The organism is Kluyvera genomosp. 2, assembly GCF_036759865.1.
In the GTDB taxonomy this organism is placed as follows: Bacteria; Pseudomonadota; Gammaproteobacteria; order Enterobacterales; family Enterobacteriaceae; genus Kluyvera; species Kluyvera ascorbata_B.
Map to the genome: position 1 here is coordinate 98,568 of NZ_JAPKIA010000011.1, position 18,737 is coordinate 117,304.

General features: G+C 49.2%; 19 protein-coding genes and 1 other annotated feature. Of the genes, 10 read left to right on the forward strand and 9 right to left on the reverse strand.

Annotated features, from left to right (window positions below; all coding sequences use genetic code 11):
• Positions 1-107 precede the first annotated feature (107 nt).
• On the reverse strand, positions 108-929 hold the full coding sequence (locus V6942_RS13665; RefSeq protein ID WP_182930368.1) for an SDR family oxidoreductase: 822 nt from the start codon (positions 927-929) through the stop codon (positions 108-110).
• Between the two features lie 178 nt (positions 930-1,107).
• Here V6942_RS13665 and hisL point away from each other — a divergent pair, with 178 nt between their 5' ends.
• From hisL to V6942_RS13715, 10 genes are all read left to right on the forward strand, one after another.
• On the forward strand, positions 1,108-1,158 hold the full coding sequence (hisL, locus tag V6942_RS13670; protein ID WP_071594744.1) for a his operon leader peptide: 51 nt from the start codon (positions 1,108-1,110) through the stop codon (positions 1,156-1,158).
• Positions 1,134-1,255: a sequence feature (His leader region), on the forward strand. Its footprint overlaps the gene before it by 25 nt.
• A 34-nt stretch (positions 1,256-1,289) precedes the next feature.
• A complete protein-coding gene (hisG, locus tag V6942_RS13675; protein WP_106930037.1) occupies positions 1,290-2,189 on the forward strand; it encodes an ATP phosphoribosyltransferase in 900 nt (299 codons plus the stop codon).
• A gap of 127 nt (positions 2,190-2,316) precedes the next feature.
• Positions 2,317-3,621, forward strand: coding sequence for a histidinol dehydrogenase (gene hisD, locus V6942_RS13680; RefSeq protein ID WP_333501358.1), 1,305 nt, complete (start codon positions 2,317-2,319; stop codon positions 3,619-3,621).
• On the forward strand, positions 3,618-4,679 hold the full coding sequence (hisC, locus tag V6942_RS13685) for a histidinol-phosphate transaminase (protein ID WP_333501359.1): 1,062 nt from the start codon (positions 3,618-3,620) through the stop codon (positions 4,677-4,679). Before hisD ends, hisC begins: the two co-directional genes overlap by 4 nt.
• The gene (hisB, locus tag V6942_RS13690; protein ID WP_106930043.1) at positions 4,676-5,743 is read left to right on the forward strand and encodes a bifunctional histidinol-phosphatase/imidazoleglycerol-phosphate dehydratase HisB; all 1,068 of its coding nucleotides are present in this window, start codon (positions 4,676-4,678) and stop codon (positions 5,741-5,743) included. Before hisC ends, hisB begins: the two co-directional genes overlap by 4 nt.
• Positions 5,743-6,333: an imidazole glycerol phosphate synthase subunit HisH gene (gene hisH, locus V6942_RS13695; RefSeq protein WP_182930364.1), complete on the forward strand. Its 591-nt coding sequence runs from the start codon at positions 5,743-5,745 to the stop codon at positions 6,331-6,333. The genes hisB and hisH overlap by 1 nt, the downstream gene beginning before the upstream one ends.
• Positions 6,333-7,070, forward strand: coding sequence for a 1-(5-phosphoribosyl)-5-[(5-phosphoribosylamino)methylideneamino]imidazole-4-carboxamide isomerase (gene hisA, locus V6942_RS13700; RefSeq protein ID WP_182967542.1), 738 nt, complete (start codon positions 6,333-6,335; stop codon positions 7,068-7,070). Before hisH ends, hisA begins: the two co-directional genes overlap by 1 nt.
• Positions 7,052-7,828, forward strand: coding sequence for an imidazole glycerol phosphate synthase subunit HisF (gene hisF, locus V6942_RS13705; RefSeq protein ID WP_106930049.1), 777 nt, complete (start codon positions 7,052-7,054; stop codon positions 7,826-7,828). The genes hisA and hisF overlap by 19 nt, the downstream gene beginning before the upstream one ends.
• The gene (gene hisIE, locus V6942_RS13710) at positions 7,822-8,421 is read left to right on the forward strand and encodes a bifunctional phosphoribosyl-AMP cyclohydrolase/phosphoribosyl-ATP diphosphatase HisIE (protein ID WP_106930051.1); all 600 of its coding nucleotides are present in this window, start codon (positions 7,822-7,824) and stop codon (positions 8,419-8,421) included. Before hisF ends, hisIE begins: the two co-directional genes overlap by 7 nt.
• 154 nt (positions 8,422-8,575) lie before the next feature.
• On the forward strand, positions 8,576-9,580 hold the full coding sequence (locus tag V6942_RS13715; RefSeq protein ID WP_333501360.1) for an NAD-dependent epimerase: 1,005 nt from the start codon (positions 8,576-8,578) through the stop codon (positions 9,578-9,580).
• Between the two features lie 81 nt (positions 9,581-9,661).
• On the opposite strand, the gene ugd is transcribed toward V6942_RS13715, so the two are convergent.
• The 8 genes from ugd to V6942_RS13755 form a co-directional block, all read right to left on the reverse strand.
• Complete coding sequence (gene ugd, locus V6942_RS13720; RefSeq protein WP_182930361.1) at positions 9,662-10,828, reverse strand: UDP-glucose 6-dehydrogenase; 1,167 nt, start codon at positions 10,826-10,828, stop codon at positions 9,662-9,664.
• Positions 10,829-11,036: 208 nt separating this feature from the next.
• On the reverse strand, positions 11,037-12,443 hold the full coding sequence (gene gndA, locus V6942_RS13725) for an NADP-dependent phosphogluconate dehydrogenase (RefSeq protein WP_333501361.1): 1,407 nt from the start codon (positions 12,441-12,443) through the stop codon (positions 11,037-11,039).
• Between the two features lie 110 nt (positions 12,444-12,553).
• A complete protein-coding gene (locus V6942_RS13730; RefSeq protein WP_333501362.1) occupies positions 12,554-12,967 on the reverse strand; it encodes a divergent PAP2 family protein in 414 nt (137 codons plus the stop codon).
• 31 nt (positions 12,968-12,998) lie between these two features.
• Positions 12,999-13,850 (reverse strand): decaprenyl-phosphate phosphoribosyltransferase, encoded by an 852-nt coding sequence (locus tag V6942_RS13735; protein ID WP_333501363.1) that lies wholly within the window; start codon positions 13,848-13,850, stop codon positions 12,999-13,001.
• On the reverse strand, positions 13,850-14,971 hold the full coding sequence (locus V6942_RS13740) for a glycosyltransferase family 4 protein (protein ID WP_106929577.1): 1,122 nt from the start codon (positions 14,969-14,971) through the stop codon (positions 13,850-13,852). The genes V6942_RS13735 and V6942_RS13740 overlap by 1 nt, the downstream gene beginning before the upstream one ends.
• A 7-nt stretch (positions 14,972-14,978) precedes the next feature.
• A complete protein-coding gene (locus V6942_RS13745) occupies positions 14,979-15,347 on the reverse strand; it encodes an EamA family transporter (RefSeq protein WP_106929575.1) in 369 nt (122 codons plus the stop codon).
• Between the two features lie 18 nt (positions 15,348-15,365).
• Positions 15,366-17,519 carry a hypothetical protein gene (locus tag V6942_RS13750; protein ID WP_333501364.1) on the reverse strand — a complete coding sequence of 718 codons (2,154 nt, stop codon included), beginning with the start codon at positions 17,517-17,519 and terminating at the stop codon, positions 15,366-15,368.
• Between the two features lie 87 nt (positions 17,520-17,606).
• Positions 17,607-18,734, reverse strand: a complete 1,128-nt coding sequence (locus V6942_RS13755; protein ID WP_106929570.1) for a glycosyltransferase family 4 protein — start codon at positions 18,732-18,734, stop codon at positions 17,607-17,609.
• Positions 18,735-18,737: the final 3 nt, after the last annotated feature.

Below are 18,737 nucleotides of genomic sequence, written 5' to 3' on the forward strand. Positions count from 1 at the left end.
GCCGCTGAAAGCAAGATCGCAGCACTAACTCATCTAAATGTCTGATAATTCAGCAACTGCTGAATTATAAATCTCATCTATAGCACTATTTGCTAAAACAACGGCGATTATTCCATCGGCATACGCAGCGGGTCCGGATACTGATACTCAAACCCCAGCTCACGGCAGATAAGATTACCGTCGATAATTTTGCCTTTTCCTTTGCCGCTATCGCTAAAGACCGGTACCGCCAGCCCCAGTTCACGCGCCATTTGCGGATAGAAAATACCGCGCGCCGGATGTAAAGGAGCACAAATGTTATAAATGTGTCCCCCCTTCGGCGCCTGTAATAAAAGCGTAATAGCAGAGATCACATCTTCCAGATGCACCAGATTGACGCCCTGTAGGCCGTCCGGCGCCGACTTCCCGGCAAAGAACCGTCCCGGATGTCGACCCGGTCCCACCAGCCCAGCCAGACGCAGAATATCAACGGACGTCCCTGGAAGTTGATGCAGCCAGTCTTCCAGCTCTTTCAGCACGCTGCCGCTGGCGGTGACCGGTTCACGCGGCGTGCTCTCTTTCACCATGCCTTCTTCTTTACCGTACACGGACGTCGAACTGGTAAAGATGATACGCGGAATATGATACGCCAGCGCGGAATCCACAATCTCCTGCACCGCCTGATGATAGAAATCTTCACCCGGCCCGCTACGGCGCGCCGGTAGCGTAATCACCAGCGCATCCACGTTCATTAACGCGTCGAGATCGTCCGCCTCGCACACCAGCTGCGGATCAAGCCGCAGCGGATAGCTATCAATGCCGCACATACGGGCCGCCTCAACGCCATCGGCGGTTGTTTTGCTACCGGTTACCTGCCAGCCGCGCGCCATCAACGACAGCGCCAGCGGCATACCCAGCCACCCTAAACCGACAATTGCCACCTTCTTCATTGCGCTATCTCCTGATTCCTACTGCACTCCTCTATTAAGGCTACGCCACCGGGCGAAAACTGACAATTTATAGTGGCAACATGAATTGATTTAATGAATGAAAAAAGCGCTTGCACTCAACGACAAAAGTGGTTTAGGTTAAAAGACATCAAGTGAATAGTCATTCAACGAGAAATTTATGAGCCGCGTTCAATTTAAACACCACCATCATCACCATCACCCTGACTAGTCTTTCAGGCGATGTGTGCTGGGAGACATTCAGATCTTCCAGTGGTGCATGAACGCAAGAGAGCCCCCGGAAGATCATCTTCCGGGGGCTTTTTTTTGAACCAAATTCAGCAGGGTAATGAGGAATACAGAATGTTAGATAACAGCCGTTTACGCATAGCTATTCAGAAATCAGGCCGTCTTAGCGACGATTCACGCGAATTACTGGCCCGTTGTGGCATTAAAATTAATCTCCACACCCAGCGCCTGATTGCGATGGCGGAAAATATGCCTATCGATATTCTGCGCGTCCGTGACGACGATATCCCGGGTCTGATTATGGATGGCGTGGTCGACCTCGGCATCATCGGCGAAAACGTGCTGGAAGAAGAACTGCTGAGCCGCCGCGCGCAGGGCGAAGACCCGCGCTACTTTACCCTGCGTCGTCTTGACTTCGGCGGCTGCCGTCTGTCGCTGGCTACCCCAGCAGATGAAGCATGGGACGGCCCGGCAGCGCTCGACGGCAAACGTATCGCCACCTCTTACCCACACCTGCTCAAGCGTTACCTCGATCAGAAAGGCATTAGTTTTAAATCCTGTCTGCTGAATGGTTCTGTCGAAGTGGCTCCGCGCGCGGGCCTGGCCGACGCCATTTGTGACCTGGTCTCAACCGGTGCGACGCTGGAAGCCAACGGCCTGCGTGAAGTGGAAGTGATGTTCCGCTCCAAGGCCTGCCTGATTCAGCGCGACGGCGAAATGAGCGAGGCGAAACAGCAGCTGATTGACCGCCTGCTGACCCGTATTCAGGGCGTCATTCAGGCCCGTGAATCAAAATACATCATGATGCATGCACCGACCGAACGTCTGGACGAAGTGATTGCACTGCTGCCGGGCGCTGAACGCCCAACGATTCTGCCGCTGGCGGGCGATCAGCAGCGCGTCGCCATGCACATGGTGAGCAGCGAAACCCTGTTCTGGGAAACCATGGAAAAACTCAAATCCCTGGGGGCCAGCTCAATTCTGGTGCTGCCGATTGAGAAAATGATGGAGTGATCGGCTGCCTGATGGCGCTGCGCTTATCAGGCCTACAAGAATTGTCACACGCATTAATATTACGGCCCCTGTAGGCCGGATAAGGCACCGCCGCCATCCGGCATGGCCCCATGATGGAGTAACGACTTTGAGCTTCAATACCCTGATTGACTGGAATAGCTATAGCCCCGAAGAACAGCAGACGCTGCTGATGCGCCCGGCCATCTCCGCCTCTGACAGCATCACGCGTACGGTGGCCGAGATCCTTGAGAACGTCAAAAGCAACGGCGACAAGGCCCTGCGTGAATACAGCGCAAAATTTGATAAAACGGAAGTCGCCGCACTGCGCGTCTCCGAGGATGAAATTCAGCAGGCAGGCGCGCGTCTGAGCGACGAGCTGAAGCAAGCCATGCAGGCGGCGGTGCGCAATATTGATACCTTCCACAACGCGCAGATTCTGCCGCCGGTGGATATCGAAACCCAGCCGGGCGTGCGCTGCCAGCAGGTTACCCGCCCAATCGCGTCCGTGGGTCTCTATATTCCTGGCGGTTCAGCCCCGCTGTTTTCAACGGTGTTAATGCTGGCTACCCCGGCACGTATTGCCGGCTGTAAAAAGGTGGTGCTCTGCTCACCGCCGCCAATTGCCGATGAAATTCTCTATGCGGCGCAGCTGTGCGGCGTTAAAGAGGTGTTCAACGTCGGCGGCGCGCAGGCGATTGCCGCGCTGGCGCTGGGCACCGAGTCCATCGCTAAAGTGGACAAAATCTTCGGTCCAGGCAACGCCTACGTCACCGAAGCAAAACGCCAGGTGAGTCAGCGTCTCGACGGCGCGGCGATTGATATGCCCGCGGGCCCGTCGGAAGTGCTGGTTATCGCCGACAGCGGCGCGACCCCGGACTTTGTCGCCTCGGACCTGCTTTCACAGGCCGAACACGGCCCGGATTCACAGGTTATTCTGTTAACCCCGGATGCAAAACTTGCCGCCGACGTGGCCGACGCGGTAGAACGCCAGCTCGCCGAGCTGTCCCGCGCCGATACCGCGCGCCAGGCGCTCTCCGCCAGCCGTTTGATCGTCGCCCGCGATCTGGCGCAGTGTGTGGAAATTTCGAATGCCTACGGCCCGGAGCACCTGATTATTCAGACCCGCAACGCCCGTGACCTGGTTGATGAAATCACCAGCGCCGGTTCGGTGTTCCTCGGCGACTGGTCGCCAGAATCCGCCGGTGACTACGCCTCGGGGACCAACCACGTTCTGCCGACCTATGGCTACACCGCAACCTGCTCCAGCCTGGGGCTGGCCGATTTCCAGAAACGGATGACCGTGCAGGAACTGTCGCGCGAAGGTTTTAGCGCCCTCGCCGCCACCATTGAAACGCTGGCCGCCGCCGAACGGCTGACCGCCCACAAAAACGCCGTCACCCTACGCGTCAACGCCCTGAAGGAGCAAGCATGAGCATCGAACAGTTAGCCCGCGACAACGTTCGCGCCCTGACCCCCTATCAGTCGGCCCGCCGTCTGGGCGGTAAAGGCGACGTGTGGCTGAATGCCAACGAATTCCCGACAGCAGTACCGTTTGAGCTCAGCCAGCAGACGCTGAACCGCTACCCGGAATGCCAGCCCAAAGCGGTCATTGAGAACTACGCCGCCTACGCAGGCGTGAAGCCGCAGCAGGTGCTGGTTAGCCGCGGTGCCGATGAAGGCATCGAGCTGCTGGTGCGCGCTTTTTGCGAACCGGGCCGCGACGCGGTGCTGTTTTGCCCCCCCACCTACGGCATGTACAGCGTCAGCGCGGAAACCATCGGCGTTGAGTGCCGCACCGTACCAGCGAAAGCCGATTGGCAGTTGGATCTTCCGGCCATTGCCGACAGCCTGAACAACGTCAAAGTGGTCTACGTGTGCAGCCCGAACAACCCAACCGGGCAGATTATCAACCCGCAGGACTTTCGTACGCTGCTGGAGATGACCCGCGATAAAGCGCTGGTCGTCGCCGACGAGGCCTATATTGAGTTTTGCCCGCAGGCCACGCTCGCTGGCTGGCTGGCGGAGTATCCAAATCTGGTTATTCTGCGCACGCTGTCGAAAGCCTTTGCGCTGGCAGGGCTGCGCTGCGGCTTCACGTTGGCGAATGAAGACGTGATTGCGCTGCTGCTGAAAGTGATTGCCCCCTACCCGCTTTCTACCCCGGTTGCCGATATCGCGGCCCAGGCGCTTAGCGCGCAGGGCATCGCCGCGATGCGCCAGCGAGTGGCGCAGATCCTTGAGGAGCGCGAATATCTGGTCACCGCCCTGCGCACCATTGATTGCGTCGAGCAGGTATTCGATTCCGAGACCAATTACGTACTGGTACGGATGAAAGCCTCAACCAGCGTATTTAAATCTTTATGGGATCAAGGCATTATCTTACGTGACCAGAATAAACAACCTTCTTTAAGCGGCTGTTTGCGCATCACTATCGGCACTCGAGCAGAGAGCCTGCGCGTGATTGACGCTTTGAAAGCGGAGACCGTATGACCCAGAAGTTTCTCTTTATCGATCGCGATGGCACCCTGATTTCCGAGCCGCCGAGCGACTATCAGGTAGACCGTTTTGATAAACTGGCCTTCGAGCCGGACGTGATTCCCGAGCTGTTGAAGCTGCAAAAGGCGGGCTACAAGCTGGTGATGATTACCAATCAGGACGGGCTGGGCACCGCCAGTTTCCCGCAGGACGATTTTGACGGCCCGCATAACCTGATGATGCAGATATTTACGTCACAGGGCGTCGCGTTCGACGATGTCCTGATCTGCCCGCATCTGCCGGCCGATAACTGCGCGTGCCGTAAGCCGAAAACGCAGTTGGTCACCGCCTGGCTGGCCGATGGCGTGATGGACACCGCCAACAGCTATGTTATCGGCGACCGCGCCACCGACGTCGAGCTGGCCAATAACATGGGTATCACCGGCCTGCGCTACCACCGTGACACCCTGAACTGGGCGGCCATTGGCGAGCAGTTGACCCGCCGCGATCGCTACGCGCGCATCGAACGTAATACCCGCGAGACCCAGATTGACGTGGAAGTCTGGCTGGACCGCGAAGGCGGCAGCAAGATCAACACCGGCGTTGGTTTCTTCGATCATATGCTCGATCAGATTGCCACCCACGGCGGCTTCCGCATGAACATTACCGTGAAAGGCGATCTGTATATCGACGATCACCACACGGTTGAAGATACCGGCCTGGCGCTGGGCGAAGCGCTGAAGGCGGCGCTGGGCGACAAGCGGGGAATCAACCGTTTCGGTTTTGTGCTGCCGATGGACGAATGCCTGGCGCGCTGCGCGCTGGATATCTCCGGTCGGCCACACCTTGAATATAAAGCCGAATTTACCTATCAGCGCGTAGGCGATCTGAGCACCGAAATGATCGAGCACTTCTTCCGCTCGCTCTCCTATGCGATGGGCATCACCCTGCACCTGAAAACCAAAGGCAAAAACGATCACCACCGCGTGGAAAGCCTGTTTAAAGTCTTTGGCCGCACGCTGCGCCAGGCCATTCGCGTGGACGGCAATACCCTTCCCTCCTCGAAAGGAGTGCTGTGATGAACGTGGTTGTGCTTGATACCGGCTGTGCCAACCTTCACTCGGTGAAGGCGGCAATTGCCCGCCACGGCTACGAGCCGGTGGTAAGCCGCGATCCGGACGTCGTCCTGCGCGCGGACAAACTGTTCCTGCCGGGCGTTGGCACCGCGCAGGCCGCCATGGATCAGATTCGTGAACGCGACCTGGCGGATTTGATCAAAGCCTGCACTCAGCCGGTGCTCGGCATTTGCCTTGGAATGCAGCTACTGGGCCGCCGCAGCGAAGAAACCCACGGCGTCGACATGCTGGGGATTATTGACCAGGACGTGCCGAAAATGACCGATTTCGGCCTGCCGCTGCCGCACATGGGCTGGAACCGCGTTTATCCGAAGGCGGGCGATCGCCTGTTCCGCGGCATTGAGGACGGCGCGTATTTCTACTTCGTGCACAGCTACGCGATGCCGGTCAATGAAAATACCATCGCCCAGTGCCATTACGGTGAACCGTTCACCGCGGCGGTACAAAAAGATAACTTTTACGGCGTCCAGTTCCACCCGGAACGTTCAGGCGCCGCGGGCGCACAGCTGCTGAAAAATTTCCTGGAGATGTGATGATCATTCCGGCTTTAGATTTGATTAACGGCACCGTAGTACGCCTGCACCAGGGCGATTACAGTCAGCAGCGCGACTACGGTACCGATCCGCTGCCGCGTCTTCAGGACTATGCGGCCCAGGGCGCAGAAGTGCTGCATCTGGTCGATTTAACCGGCGCCAAAGACCCGGCGCAGCGGCAGATTCCGCTGCTGAAAACGCTGGTTGCTGGCGTGAACGTGCCGGTGCAGGTAGGCGGCGGCGTACGTACAGAAGAAGACGTCGCCGCGCTGCTTGATGCCGGCGTCGCGCGCGTGGTGGTAGGTTCGACGGCGGTGAAATCGCCGGAGATCGTGAAGGGCTGGTTTAAGCGCTTTGGCGCGGAACATCTGGTGCTGGCGCTGGACGTGCGAATTGATGAAAACGGCGCAAAACAGGTGGCGGTAAGCGGCTGGCAGGAAAATTCCGGTGTGACGCTGGAGGAGCTGGTGGAAACCTATCTGCCGGTAGGTTTACAGCACGTGCTGTGCACCGATATTTCGCGCGACGGTACGCTGGCGGGCTCTAACGTCTCGCTGTATGAAGAAGTCTGCGCTCGCTACCCGCAGGTGGCGTTTCAGTCCTCCGGCGGCATTGGCGATCTCAACGATATCGCCGCCCTGCGCGGTACCGGCGTGCGCGGCGTGATCGTCGGTCGCGCGCTGTTGGAAGGTAAATTCAACGTAACGGAGGCCATCCAATGCTGGCAAAACGGATAATTCCTTGTCTCGACGTACGTGATGGCCAGGTGGTTAAAGGCGTGCAGTTCCGCAATCACGAAATCATTGGCGATATCGTGCCGCTGGCCAAACGCTACGCCGATGAAGGCGCGGATGAGCTGGTGTTTTACGATATTACCGCTTCCAGCGACGGCCGCGTGGTGGATAAAAGCTGGGTTTCTCGCGTCGCCGAAGTCATTGATATTCCGTTCTGCGTCGCTGGCGGCATTAAGTCCATCGACGATGCGGCGCGCATTCTCTCCTTTGGTGCGGATAAAATTTCCATCAACTCCCCGGCACTGGCCGACCCGGAGCTGATTACGCGCCTGGCAGATCGCTTTGGCGTGCAGTGCATCGTGGTGGGTATTGATACCTGGTATGACGCCGACAGCGGAAAATATCACGTCAATCAGTACACCGGCGATGAGAGCCGCACGCGCGTCACCCAGTGGGAAACGCTGGACTGGGTACAGGAAGTGCAGAAACGCGGCGCAGGTGAAATCGTCCTCAATATGATGAACCAGGACGGCGTGCGCAACGGCTACGATCTGGAACAGTTGAAAAAAGTGCGCGAGGTTTGTCGCGTGCCGCTTATCGCCTCCGGCGGCGCGGGCACCATGGAGCACTTCCTGGAAGCCTTCCGTGATGCCGATGTTGATGGTGCGTTGGCGGCTTCGGTATTCCACAAACAGATTATTAATATTGGTGAACTAAAAGCGTACCTGGCAGCTCAGGGCGTGGAGATTCGGGTATGTTAACTGAGCAATTAGACTGGCAAAAAACCGACGGACTGATGCCCGCCATTATCCAACACGCGGTATCCGGCGAAGTGCTGATGCTGGGCTATATGAATCAAGAAGCGCTGGCTAAAACGCAGGAAACGGGCAAAGTCACCTTTTTCTCGCGCACCAAGCAGCGCCTGTGGACCAAAGGTGAAACGTCCGGCCACTTCCTGAACGTGGTCAGCATGGCGCCAGACTGTGACAACGATACCCTGTTGATTCTGGTCAACCCAATTGGCCCGACCTGCCATAAAGGCACGTCCAGCTGCTTCGGCGACACCAGCCACCAATGGCTGTTCCTGTACCAGTTGGAACAGCTGCTGGCCGAGCGGAAAACCGCTGACCCGGCCAGTTCCTATACGGCAAAACTGTATGCCAGCGGAACAAAACGTATCGCGCAGAAAGTCGGTGAAGAAGGCGTCGAGACCGCGCTCGCTGCGACGGTACACGATAAGTTTGAGCTGAAAAATGAAGCGTCGGATTTAATGTATCACCTGCTGGTGCTGCTGCAGGATCAGGAACTGGATTTGACGACGGTGATTGAGAATTTGCGCGAACGCCATCAGTAACCCCTCCCCCCGAACCCGGCTATCGCGCCGGGTTTTATCTTTAGTCTTCCTTCCGATAACCTTAATGACAGATAACGATTATATTTTTCAGCGCGCAGACGGTATGATCGCGCCAGAAAAAGACGTTCGCACTGAATGAGTTTTAAGGAATGCTATGAAATATTTGGTCACCGGTGCCGCTGGGTTCATCGGTTTTCACGTCTCCAGACGCCTGCTTGCCGCGGGCCATCAGGTTGTTGGTATTGATAACCTGAACGATTACTACGACGTTAGCCTGAAGCAGGCGCGTCTGGATCTGCTGCAATCCGCAGATTTTCGTTTTGTGAAGCTGGATCTCGATGATAACGCCGGCATGGCCGCGCTGTTTGCCGATGCCCGATTCGATCGTGTGATTCATCTGGCCGCTCAGGCGGGCGTTCGCTATTCGCTGGAAAACCCACACGCCTATGCGCAGGCTAACCTCATAGGCCACCTCAACGTACTGGAAGGTTGTCGGCACAACAAGGTGCAGCATCTGCTGTACGCCTCCTCCAGCTCGGTGTATGGGCTGAACCGCAAAATGCCGTTCTCTACCGATGACAGCGTCGATCACCCGGTTTCCCTGTATGCCGCCACCAAAAAGGCCAACGAGCTGATGGCGCACACATACTCCCATCTCTACGGTTTGCCGACCACCGGGCTGCGTTTCTTCACCGTGTATGGCCCGTGGGGGCGCCCGGATATGGCGCTATTCAAATTTACCAAAGCGATGCTCGAAGGGAAAAGCATCGACGTCTACAACTACGGCAAGATGAAGCGTGACTTTACCTACATTGACGACATCGCCGAAGCGATTATCCGTCTGCAGGATGTGATCCCAGAAGCTAACGATCAATGGAGTGTGGAAACCGGCTCTCCGGCGACCAGCTCAGCGCCGTATCGCATCTATAACATTGGCAACAGCTCGCCGGTGGAACTGATGGACTACATCACGGCGCTGGAAGACGCGCTGGGAATTGAAGCACAGAAAAACATGATGCCGATGCAGGCAGGAGACGTGCTGGAAACCAGTGCAGAGACGCAGCCGCTGTACGATCTGGTGGGCTTCCGCCCGCAGACGTCGGTGAAAGACGGCGTGAAGCAATTCGTGGATTGGTATCGTCAATTTTATAACGTATAAAGAAAAGCCCTCACAATGAGGGCTTTTTCTCTTATCGCCCGGCAGGTAAAGCGCCACCGGGAACCGCACGGTAACTCACGTTTAATCGTTACCAAACAAATCGCGGGTATACACCTTCTCTTCCACGTCCGCCAGCTCTTGCGCCATACGGTTGGAAATAATCACATCGGCTTCCTGCTTAAAGGCGTCAAGGTCGCGCACCACGCGGGAGTTAAAGAACTCGTCTTCTTTCATCACCGGTTCATAAATGATTACCGGGATCCCTTTCGCCTTAATACGCTTCATGATCCCCTGAATCGAGGACGCGCGGAAGTTGTCTGAACCGGACTTCATGATCAGACGATACACGCCCACCACCTTCGGCTTACGCGCGAGGATGGAATCGGCGATAAAGTCTTTACGCGTGCGGTTGGCATCAACGATGGCACCAATGATGTTATTCGGCACCGATTCATAGTTAGCCAGAAGCTGCTTGGTATCCTTCGGCAAGCAATAGCCGCCGTAGCCAAATGACGGGTTGTTGTAGTGGTTGCCGATGCGTGGATCCAGGCATACCCCTTCAATTATCTGCCGTGAGTTAAGCCCCAGGCTTTCGGCATAGCTGTCGAGTTCGTTAAAGTAAGCGACGCGCAGTGCCAGGTAAGTATTGGCGAACAGCTTGATGGCTTCCGCTTCGGTAGAGTCAGTAAACAGCGTTGGGATATCTTTCTTCACCGCCCCTTCCTGCAGCAGTGCAGCAAACCGCTCCGCGCGTTCGGAACGCTCGCCAATTACGATGCGCGACGGATGCAGGTTGTCGTACAGCGCGCGGCCTTCTCGCAGGAACTCCGGCGAAAAGAAGATATTGTCGATCCCCAGCTGTTCTTTAATCGTATTTGTAAATCCCACCGGAATGGTGGATTTAATGACCATCACCGCATTCGGGTTGATTGCAACCACGTCGCGGATAACAGACTCAACGCTTGAGGTGTTGAAATAGTTGGTCTTCGGATCGTAATCGGTAGGCGTGGCGATGATAACAAAGTCGGCATCGCGGTAGGCGTCATGCTTGTCAGTCGTTGCGCGGAAATTCAGCGGTCGGGTCGCCAGATATTCTTCGATCTCTTTATCGACAATCGGCGATTTCTTTTGATTCAGCATGTCGACCTTTTCCTGAACGATATCCAGGGCTACCACTTCATGGTGCTGGGCGATCAGAATGCCGTTCGACAGGCCTACGTAACCTGTTCCTGAGATAGTTATCTTCATTCTTTCTGTAACTTCTTCCGGTTAAACATTTGAAGGTGAACGCATCACCACCGTAAGACCCAACGTTTTCGTTTCGGATCGGCGTGAGCTCAGTATATCGTGAATTACTGCAACAACGCCTATCAGACCTGACTGAATGCTGTTTTCAGACAATAAAAAAGCCCGGAGGTGCGCTCCGGGCCTGAGTTTAGCGGTTGGCTATTTCAGATTAATCCAGCCATTCGGTGTGGAACACACCTTCTTTATCAGTACGTTTATAGGTATGCGCACCGAAGTAATCACGCTGAGCCTGAATCAGGTTGGCTGGCAGTACCGCAGAGCGGTAGCTGTCGTAGTAGGCCACGGCCGCAGAGAACGTTGGTACCGGAATACCGTTCTGAACCGCGTAAGCCACGACATCACGCAGCGCCTGCTGGTATTCGTCGGCGATATTCTTGAAGTAAGGCGCCAGCAGCAGGTTAGCGATGCCTTTGTTTTCTGCATAGGCGTCGGTGATTTTCTGCAGGAACTGTGCACGAATAATGCAACCCGCGCGGAAGATCTTCGCGATTTCGCCGTAGTTCAGATCCCAGTTGTATTCGTCAGACGCTGCGCGCAGCTGTGAGAAGCCCTGCGCATAGGAGACGATTTTGCCAAGGTACAGCGCGCGACGCACTTTCTCAACGAACTCAGCTTTATCGCCAGCCAGTTTTGCCTGCGGGCCGGACAGCACTTTAGATGCTGCAACGCGCTGGTCTTTCAGGGAGGAGATATAGCGCGCGAAGACGGATTCGGTGATCAGGGACAGCGGTTCGCCCAGGTCCAGAGAGCTCTGGCTGGTCCATTTACCGGTACCTTTGTTTGCGGCTTCGTCCAGGATCACATCGACAAGGTATTTACCCTCTTCATCTTTTTTGGTGAAGATGTCTTTGGTGATGTCGATCAGGTAGCTGCTCAGCTCACCTTCGTTCCATTCGGTGAAGGTGGTTGCCAGCTCTTCGTTAGACAGGTTCAGACCGCCTTTCAGCAGAGAATAGGCTTCAGCAATCAGCTGCATATCGCCATACTCAATACCGTTGTGAACCATTTTCACGTAATGACCCGCGCCGTCAGCGCCGATGTAAGTCACGCACGGTTCGCCATCTTCCGCTACCGCAGCGATTTTGGTCAGAATCGGCGCAACCAGTTCGTACGCTTCTTTCTGACCGCCAGGCATGATAGACGGGCCCTTCAGCGCGCCCTCTTCACCGCCGGACACGCCCGTACCGATGAAGTTAAAGCCTTCAGCAGACAGCTCACGGTTACGGCGAATGGTGTCCTGGAAGAAGGTGTTACCGCCATCAATAATGATGTCGCCTTTATCCAGATACGGCTTCAGGGAATCGATGGCCGCATCAGTGCCAGCGCCCGCTTTCACCATCAACAGGATACGACGCGGGGTTTCAAGAGATTCTACGAACTCTTTGACCGTGTAGTGAGGAACCAGGTTCTTGCCCGGGTTCTCAGCGACAACTTCTTCGGTTTTTTCACGGGAGCGGTTGAAGATAGAGACGCTATAACCACGGCTTTCGATGTTGAGCGCAAGGTTGCGCCCCATCACTGCCATACCGACAACACCGATTTGTTGCTTGGACATTACATACTCCTGATTAACGGTAATAACCTGACTGTATCATAGCAATTTACACTTACTATACAATTACGGCAATCTAAACGGCACATTAAGACACATGAGGATATTTACATTTAAATATGGTGGTTAACAATTAAGTGCATTATATAGCCGATAAATACGCCAACAAAAATACCACCTACAAGTTCCCACTTTGTATGGCCGATTCTCTCTCGCAATTGCGCGGATTTATCAATATGGTTGATGGCCTGAGCCTGTTTCCCTATTTGACGACGAAGACTATTTGCATCTAGCATAACTATGAATGCGAAAGTAATTGCAAGACCAAAAATAGGGTTATCAATTCCGTTTTGGAACCCTATTAATGAGGCCATACTTGTTACGATAGATGTATGATTACTAGGAAAACCACCATAGCCAACATTTTTAAAAGCAAATTGTTTTTCTCTGATACTATTCGTAATAAACTTTATGATCCCTGTAAAAAACCAGGCAACAAAAGGAGTAATGCAGTAGCCAAATTCCATAGAATCACTCATTGAAGAATTAATAAAACAGTTAATGCGGATATAGAACGTATAGACTCAGAATCAGCCATATAAATACTGTCACCAAAAGCAATTTATCTTCATATAATACATCCGTGGGTGACTCTCCACCTTCTAGCTGCTCAACCACGTACCAATACCGGTATAAACCGAATAGTACTAACGGTATTGAAATTACCAGTTCTTCTTTTGCTGACATAACAAAGAGACTATAGAAAATAACAGTACCAGTTGCCGACATTTCTGCATATTTATCAATTAACGATATGGAGTATTGATCTAAAACATTTCGGCTTTCACTTCCCGCTTGAGATAATTCTTGCCTACGTTTAATAGATGCAAGATAGAGAGCAAGACACAGTGTAGTCACGAACATCCATGATGACAATGGAACATTGAGTGCGACTGCACCAGCATAGACACGTAAAACAAACCCTATAGAGATGCAGAATATGTCTATGACAGGTTGATGCTTGAGATAATAGCTGTAGAAAACATTTAATATAATATAAGAAAAAATCACATAGAAAACATGCAAATTAATGAAGGCGCTAGCTATTAAACACATGTAAATAATAACAAGAAGAATAATCGCGCCAGACTTAGAAACATCACCTGCAGCCAATGGCCGTTTTTTTGATTTGATCGGGTGTAGTCTATCCTTTTCTATATCATTAAGGTCATTAAGAATATAAACAGCAGAGGAAGCGATACAAAATAAAAAGAACGCCTGCAATGAACTATTTATTGCTTGAATATGAAGGAAACCACCCGAGAAAATAAGTGGTATCAACACAAAACAGTTTTTTATCCATTGTTTCGGGCGAATCAGTTTAACTAGCCCTATAATTTTCGTGCTCATTACTCAGTCTCACATGAAAGAAATAAATGCTCAAACTTATCTATTGTATTTTGTAGTGAGTAAAGTTCAATTGTTTTTTCTATGCCTTTGTTCTTATCAATATTTGAATTCAATAGAGTATAAAGTGCTTCAGTAATCGAATTTGCATCACGAGGTTCTACAATAGCACCCATTCCGGTCAATATTACAGGTTGACGAACACCAGGCATGTTTGATGCAATAGCGGGAATACCTAACATCATCGCTTCTACCTGAACGATACCAAATGCTTCAAAAGGGTTAACTGATGGTAAAGCAAAGACATCAATCGATGCATAAAAATCGTTCAATTCAGCATCATCTAAGAAACCTAATAATTTTATTCTACTATCATTACCTAGCTTAGATTTAACGCGTTCAATTACTGAACCACCTGCAATGTTTGAAAAATCACCGGCGATCAATAAACGGGCCTCAGGATTGTTAAATCGTCGAAAACCATCAACTAAATATTCAATGCCCTTTTCTTCTACGATCCGGCCAAGGAATCCGACGTGCATTCCATCGCCATCTCTGAAAGTTGGCGAGCCAGATGGGCGTAGATGGCATGTTGGAGGTATTACAACACGCTTATCTTCAATGTAATCTACAATTCGAGATGAATTTATATAGTCATCACTACTAACAGTTATAAATTTGGAGTATTTTATACATTTTTTAGTGGAAAAATCCATGATAAAATTCTGTAATCTCCCCATTAATGTCGGAGGCAGACTAACATCACACTGATAAGTAGTAACAACCGGACATGAAGCAAATTTTGCAATAATACCAGCTTCGAGCATTGGGCTGTGAATATTAATTAGCTTAGATGTTTTTGATACCCGGGCAACTGTAGAAATCAAAGATGGACTAATAACACCTTTACCAATTTTTAAAATAACGGGGGTTCTAATGACCTCTACCCCGTTAATAAACTCATGTAACATTAATTCCTTTGTATGCTGGGTAGCAATAACAGCAACTGTTTTCCCTCGTTTAACAAGTTCTTCAGCCAGATCCCGTGCAACATTAGTTAACCCGCTAACATAAGGATAATAATAAGTCAGGACAAAAGTTACATCATATTTTTTATTAACCATATGAACCTCAATTCTGCGCAACAAGTATCACACCAAAAACAATTACAAAAATACCGACCCACCTTAAAACAGAAACATGCTCATGAAGTAAAAATACAGCTAATAAAGCAGATATGACGTAGGTAAGTGATAATGCAGGTTGTAATAATGTTAATGGCATGGTTCTCAACAACCATATCCATATCGCCGCAGGAATAGCATAGAGAATAATGCCAAGCATCAGCAAGGGATTTATCAGTATATTATAAATTAAATTAAAAACATTCCCAGTTAAGTCCTGAGGCATTTTAATAGCACCCCATTTCATAAATAACGAACCGAGAGAGCCCATAATAACACCCACTGCAACTAAAGCCCAATTAAATAGAGGATACATTTATTTTCCCTTGAAATATTATTGACATTTGGATGCATGGATGGATTTAATTCCGTACGACAAATACCGATCGTCAGAAGACATGTTTAGGTCTTTCGGTGATTTAACTTCCCCATCAGCAGTAATATATACCTCAGGGAACTCAGATGAGATTGGAACCGTGATATTTAGGGTTTCGCCATCATGGTAATTATAAGTTTTTTCATGGCTACCTACCCTGATATGGATAATATGATTTGTTCCCATACCTTCGAATCTTCGTACGACATCAAAACTTGCTGTCCGAGAGCAACTAGTATCGAATTTGATACTGGCATTTTTGCCGATCCATGCCCCCCATCCTTCCTGATTAGAAAAGCCATTAAGTTGGAAATTTTCATAATAATCTGGTGATATCCGTTTTATCGCGTAAGTATTATTTTTAAAGATAACATCGTCATGAGTTCCTAATGATTCAGTCAGAACTAATTTCAGCTTTGCTTTCGATTTATATTTCTCGTAAACATCTTTTAAATTATAAATATACCCCCCAGCCTGTAACGAGGGTGCAAAGATGACAGGTCGACCATTTAAAAAATAACTAATCCAACGACTTTTCATAAAACCGAAATCGCCTAGATTGTCTTCCACCAAAAGAATATCATCTCTTGTGTTATTTAATGAGGAACCAAGTGAGACAATATCACGCGAAAGATGTTTTACGCTCGATATACGAATTGACTCAGTGAGCGTTTTACTAAATCCATAACCCATGCCGAATACTAAGATAATAACAGCTGATAGATCCACCCATCTGCATTTATCTTCATTCTTTCTTTTATGTTTACCTAACGAACAATATACAAAGCTTGAAAGAAGAACCATTAGAGGAAGTGAAATAAATTCAACAGCCTTAACTGCACCGTATGGGTAATTTTTTAAGTACATAGCACCATAAATTAATAGAGATGACAGAAGTACAGGTAATATTGTTTTCTTCTGATTACTATCAACTCTGAATATTCCATACAGAATAGAAAGAGAGAATAACACCAATAATATTTTTTGGTACCAATGATCATCACTAGAAATATATAGAGTTGAGATAAAAAACATCCCATTATATACATTCAGCAAATCAAAAAGACCGGGATATTGATTATTACCTTCATTAACGGCACTTGAGGTAGTGATGAATGTATTAATGGCATCATAAGTACCAAATGGAGCCAAACAAACAACCAGTAGTGCAATCAATAAATTAAATTTAATTATATAAATAAAATTCTTATGTATAAACAAATGAATACCCAAGAATATAATTATTGATGGGATTGCAACAGATAGTAATTCAGGGTACGTAGAAAGAAGAGTTGCGAATAACAACCCAGTAATAAAGCAATCGACCCCATAACGCCCTGAATTAATTGATTTAGTATAGAAATAATATCCTAAACCAAAAAATACCATTCCCCATAGGGTAGCATAGTTACCATTAGCCCAGACGTATAGCATCGATGGCGATATCGATACAACCGCGCCGACCAATAACAATAAATAATAATGCTTTTCTTTTGTATTAACAAATGCACATGCTGCACTTACTAAAAGTAATGCCGCAAGCGCGAAAACCAGAGGATAGCTCTGATATACCTCAAATCGAGTTAGTGTTGAAAAGAACACAAGCACGAGTTCACTACCAATTCTTGGAAGTGAATCAAAAGTCACTGCCGTGGTAGCTGCGAGATAATCGAATATGGAAGAAGAAACCCGAGCATTTACTGAATAATCTTGAAGCCTAAGGGCTCGAAAAATATACCATAAATCATCATGATTCCCTGTCCCCTCGAGTGGAACCAAATCCTTTATGATATAAAGACCATATACTCTAGGCAAAATAACGAAAAGAGATAACACGACGGCAAATATTAGAACTGGCTTTTTATTGTTATTAGCAAAATAGGAATTTATCGCTAAAAATAATAACACACAGCCAACAATGTAACTCGCAACGCTGCCGTTTAAAAATTGAACCAATACATGCATCGCACACACAGATAATGCCAGCATGACAGTAACTCGAACCGGAGTTTCAACGAATCCATTATCAATGGATATGTTACTAAAAACAAAACTTGAACGATAAAGAATGAAAATGACAATTAAAAAAAGAACAGAACTGATAATTTCCATTAACAAACCCATATGAAGAATAAAATATTAGCAACTTTCTAAAACCAATAATATTTGTTATATTTTGAGAAAAACAACACGTTAAGGCTATTTATTTTCACTATCTATAAGTAATGAACGATATAAATCATTATATCTTTCTGCCATTCGTTCCGCTGTAAATAAGGCTTCGAAACGAGCTCGAGCATTCTTACCATACTTTGTTGCTAACTGTTTATCCTCCCAAAGTGTCAACATTGCATCATGTAAAGCCGTACTATCTGAAGGCGGTATTACAATACCTGTTTGATTATTCTGATTAATATAACTTGTACCTGTGCCTATCTCACAGGAGATTAATGGTTTCCCGTACATTGCTCCTTCAAGTAAAGTTATACCGAAAGCTTCAGAGCGCAAATGTGATGGAAAAACCACACTAAAACAAAGTTGCAATAATGCCGCTTTATCTTTGTCTGGTAGTGCACCAACAAAGTGAACGTTCGGCAGTGATAATCCTTCCGCCTGGGCTTTCAATTCTTTTTCGATCACACCAGAACCCACTATCACGATCGGTAATGATGTATTATGCGCGGCATTAAGTAGTGTATGTAGTCCTTTATAATAACGGAACGCACCTATAAATAGGAAGAAATCTTTGCCAACCTTATTTTCCCAGAATTGAAGCCTATCATTATCTTCTCTAAGATAGGGGCGCTCATCTAAACCATATGGTATAACCTGAACCTTGTCTTTGTATTTCTGAAGCACATAGCTAGTTTCTGCATAATTTGGCGACGCTGCGACAATACAGTCCACTGAATCCAAAAAATGCTCCATAAGAGGAGTATACAAACGTAAAATAGACTTCTGTTTAACTATATCAGAATGATAACTCAAAATCGTAGGTTTTTTTACGCCACAAATAAAGTGAAGCATATCCATAAATGGAAAAGGAAAATGATAATGAATAATATCAGCCTTCTCAACCAAAGATTTAAATGTTTTGATACAGGAAAGTGAAAATGGCGTTGAGGCTATCTCAAAATCCGTTTTACTGTAAAAAACATGTTGATTGCCAATAGTATCGTCCTTACTATTACCGCGCCTACTAAGTGATAAAACCGTTGATTCTATATTGAATGATATACTCGACTCGCTCAGTTGATAAATAACTTGCTCAATACCACCAAATGTATCTGGGTAATATGTTTTATAAAAATGTAGTACTTTCAACATTAC

Coding starts and splice junctions, on each gene's coding strand:
- V6942_RS13755 (WP_106929570.1), bottom strand. CDS start 18,734: ATGTTGAAAGTACTACATTTTTATAAAACATATTACCCAGATACATTT.
- hisC (WP_333501359.1), top strand. CDS start 3,618: ATGAGCATCGAACAGTTAGCCCGCGACAACGTTCGCGCCCTGACCCCC.
- V6942_RS13665 (WP_182930368.1), bottom strand. CDS start 929: ATGAAGAAGGTGGCAATTGTCGGTTTAGGGTGGCTGGGTATGCCGCTG.
- hisB (WP_106930043.1), top strand. CDS start 4,676: ATGACCCAGAAGTTTCTCTTTATCGATCGCGATGGCACCCTGATTTCC.
- gndA (WP_333501361.1), bottom strand. CDS start 12,443: ATGTCCAAGCAACAAATCGGTGTTGTCGGTATGGCAGTGATGGGGCGC.
- hisIE (WP_106930051.1), top strand. CDS start 7,822: ATGTTAACTGAGCAATTAGACTGGCAAAAAACCGACGGACTGATGCCC.
- V6942_RS13740 (WP_106929577.1), bottom strand. CDS start 14,971: ATGGTTAATAAAAAATATGATGTAACTTTTGTCCTGACTTATTATTAT.
- ugd (WP_182930361.1), bottom strand. CDS start 10,828: ATGAAGATAACTATCTCAGGAACAGGTTACGTAGGCCTGTCGAACGGC.
- V6942_RS13745 (WP_106929575.1), bottom strand. CDS start 15,347: ATGTATCCTCTATTTAATTGGGCTTTAGTTGCAGTGGGTGTTATTATG.
- hisA (WP_182967542.1), top strand. CDS start 6,333: ATGATCATTCCGGCTTTAGATTTGATTAACGGCACCGTAGTACGCCTG.
- V6942_RS13715 (WP_333501360.1), top strand. CDS start 8,576: ATGAAATATTTGGTCACCGGTGCCGCTGGGTTCATCGGTTTTCACGTC.
- V6942_RS13735 (WP_333501363.1), bottom strand. CDS start 13,850: ATGAGCACGAAAATTATAGGGCTAGTTAAACTGATTCGCCCGAAACAA.
- V6942_RS13750 (WP_333501364.1), bottom strand. CDS start 17,519: ATGGAAATTATCAGTTCTGTTCTTTTTTTAATTGTCATTTTCATTCTT.
- hisG (WP_106930037.1), top strand. CDS start 1,290: ATGTTAGATAACAGCCGTTTACGCATAGCTATTCAGAAATCAGGCCGT.
- hisH (WP_182930364.1), top strand. CDS start 5,743: ATGAACGTGGTTGTGCTTGATACCGGCTGTGCCAACCTTCACTCGGTG.
- hisF (WP_106930049.1), top strand. CDS start 7,052: ATGCTGGCAAAACGGATAATTCCTTGTCTCGACGTACGTGATGGCCAG.
- V6942_RS13730 (WP_333501362.1), bottom strand. CDS start 12,967: ATGGAATTTGGCTACTGCATTACTCCTTTTGTTGCCTGGTTTTTTACA.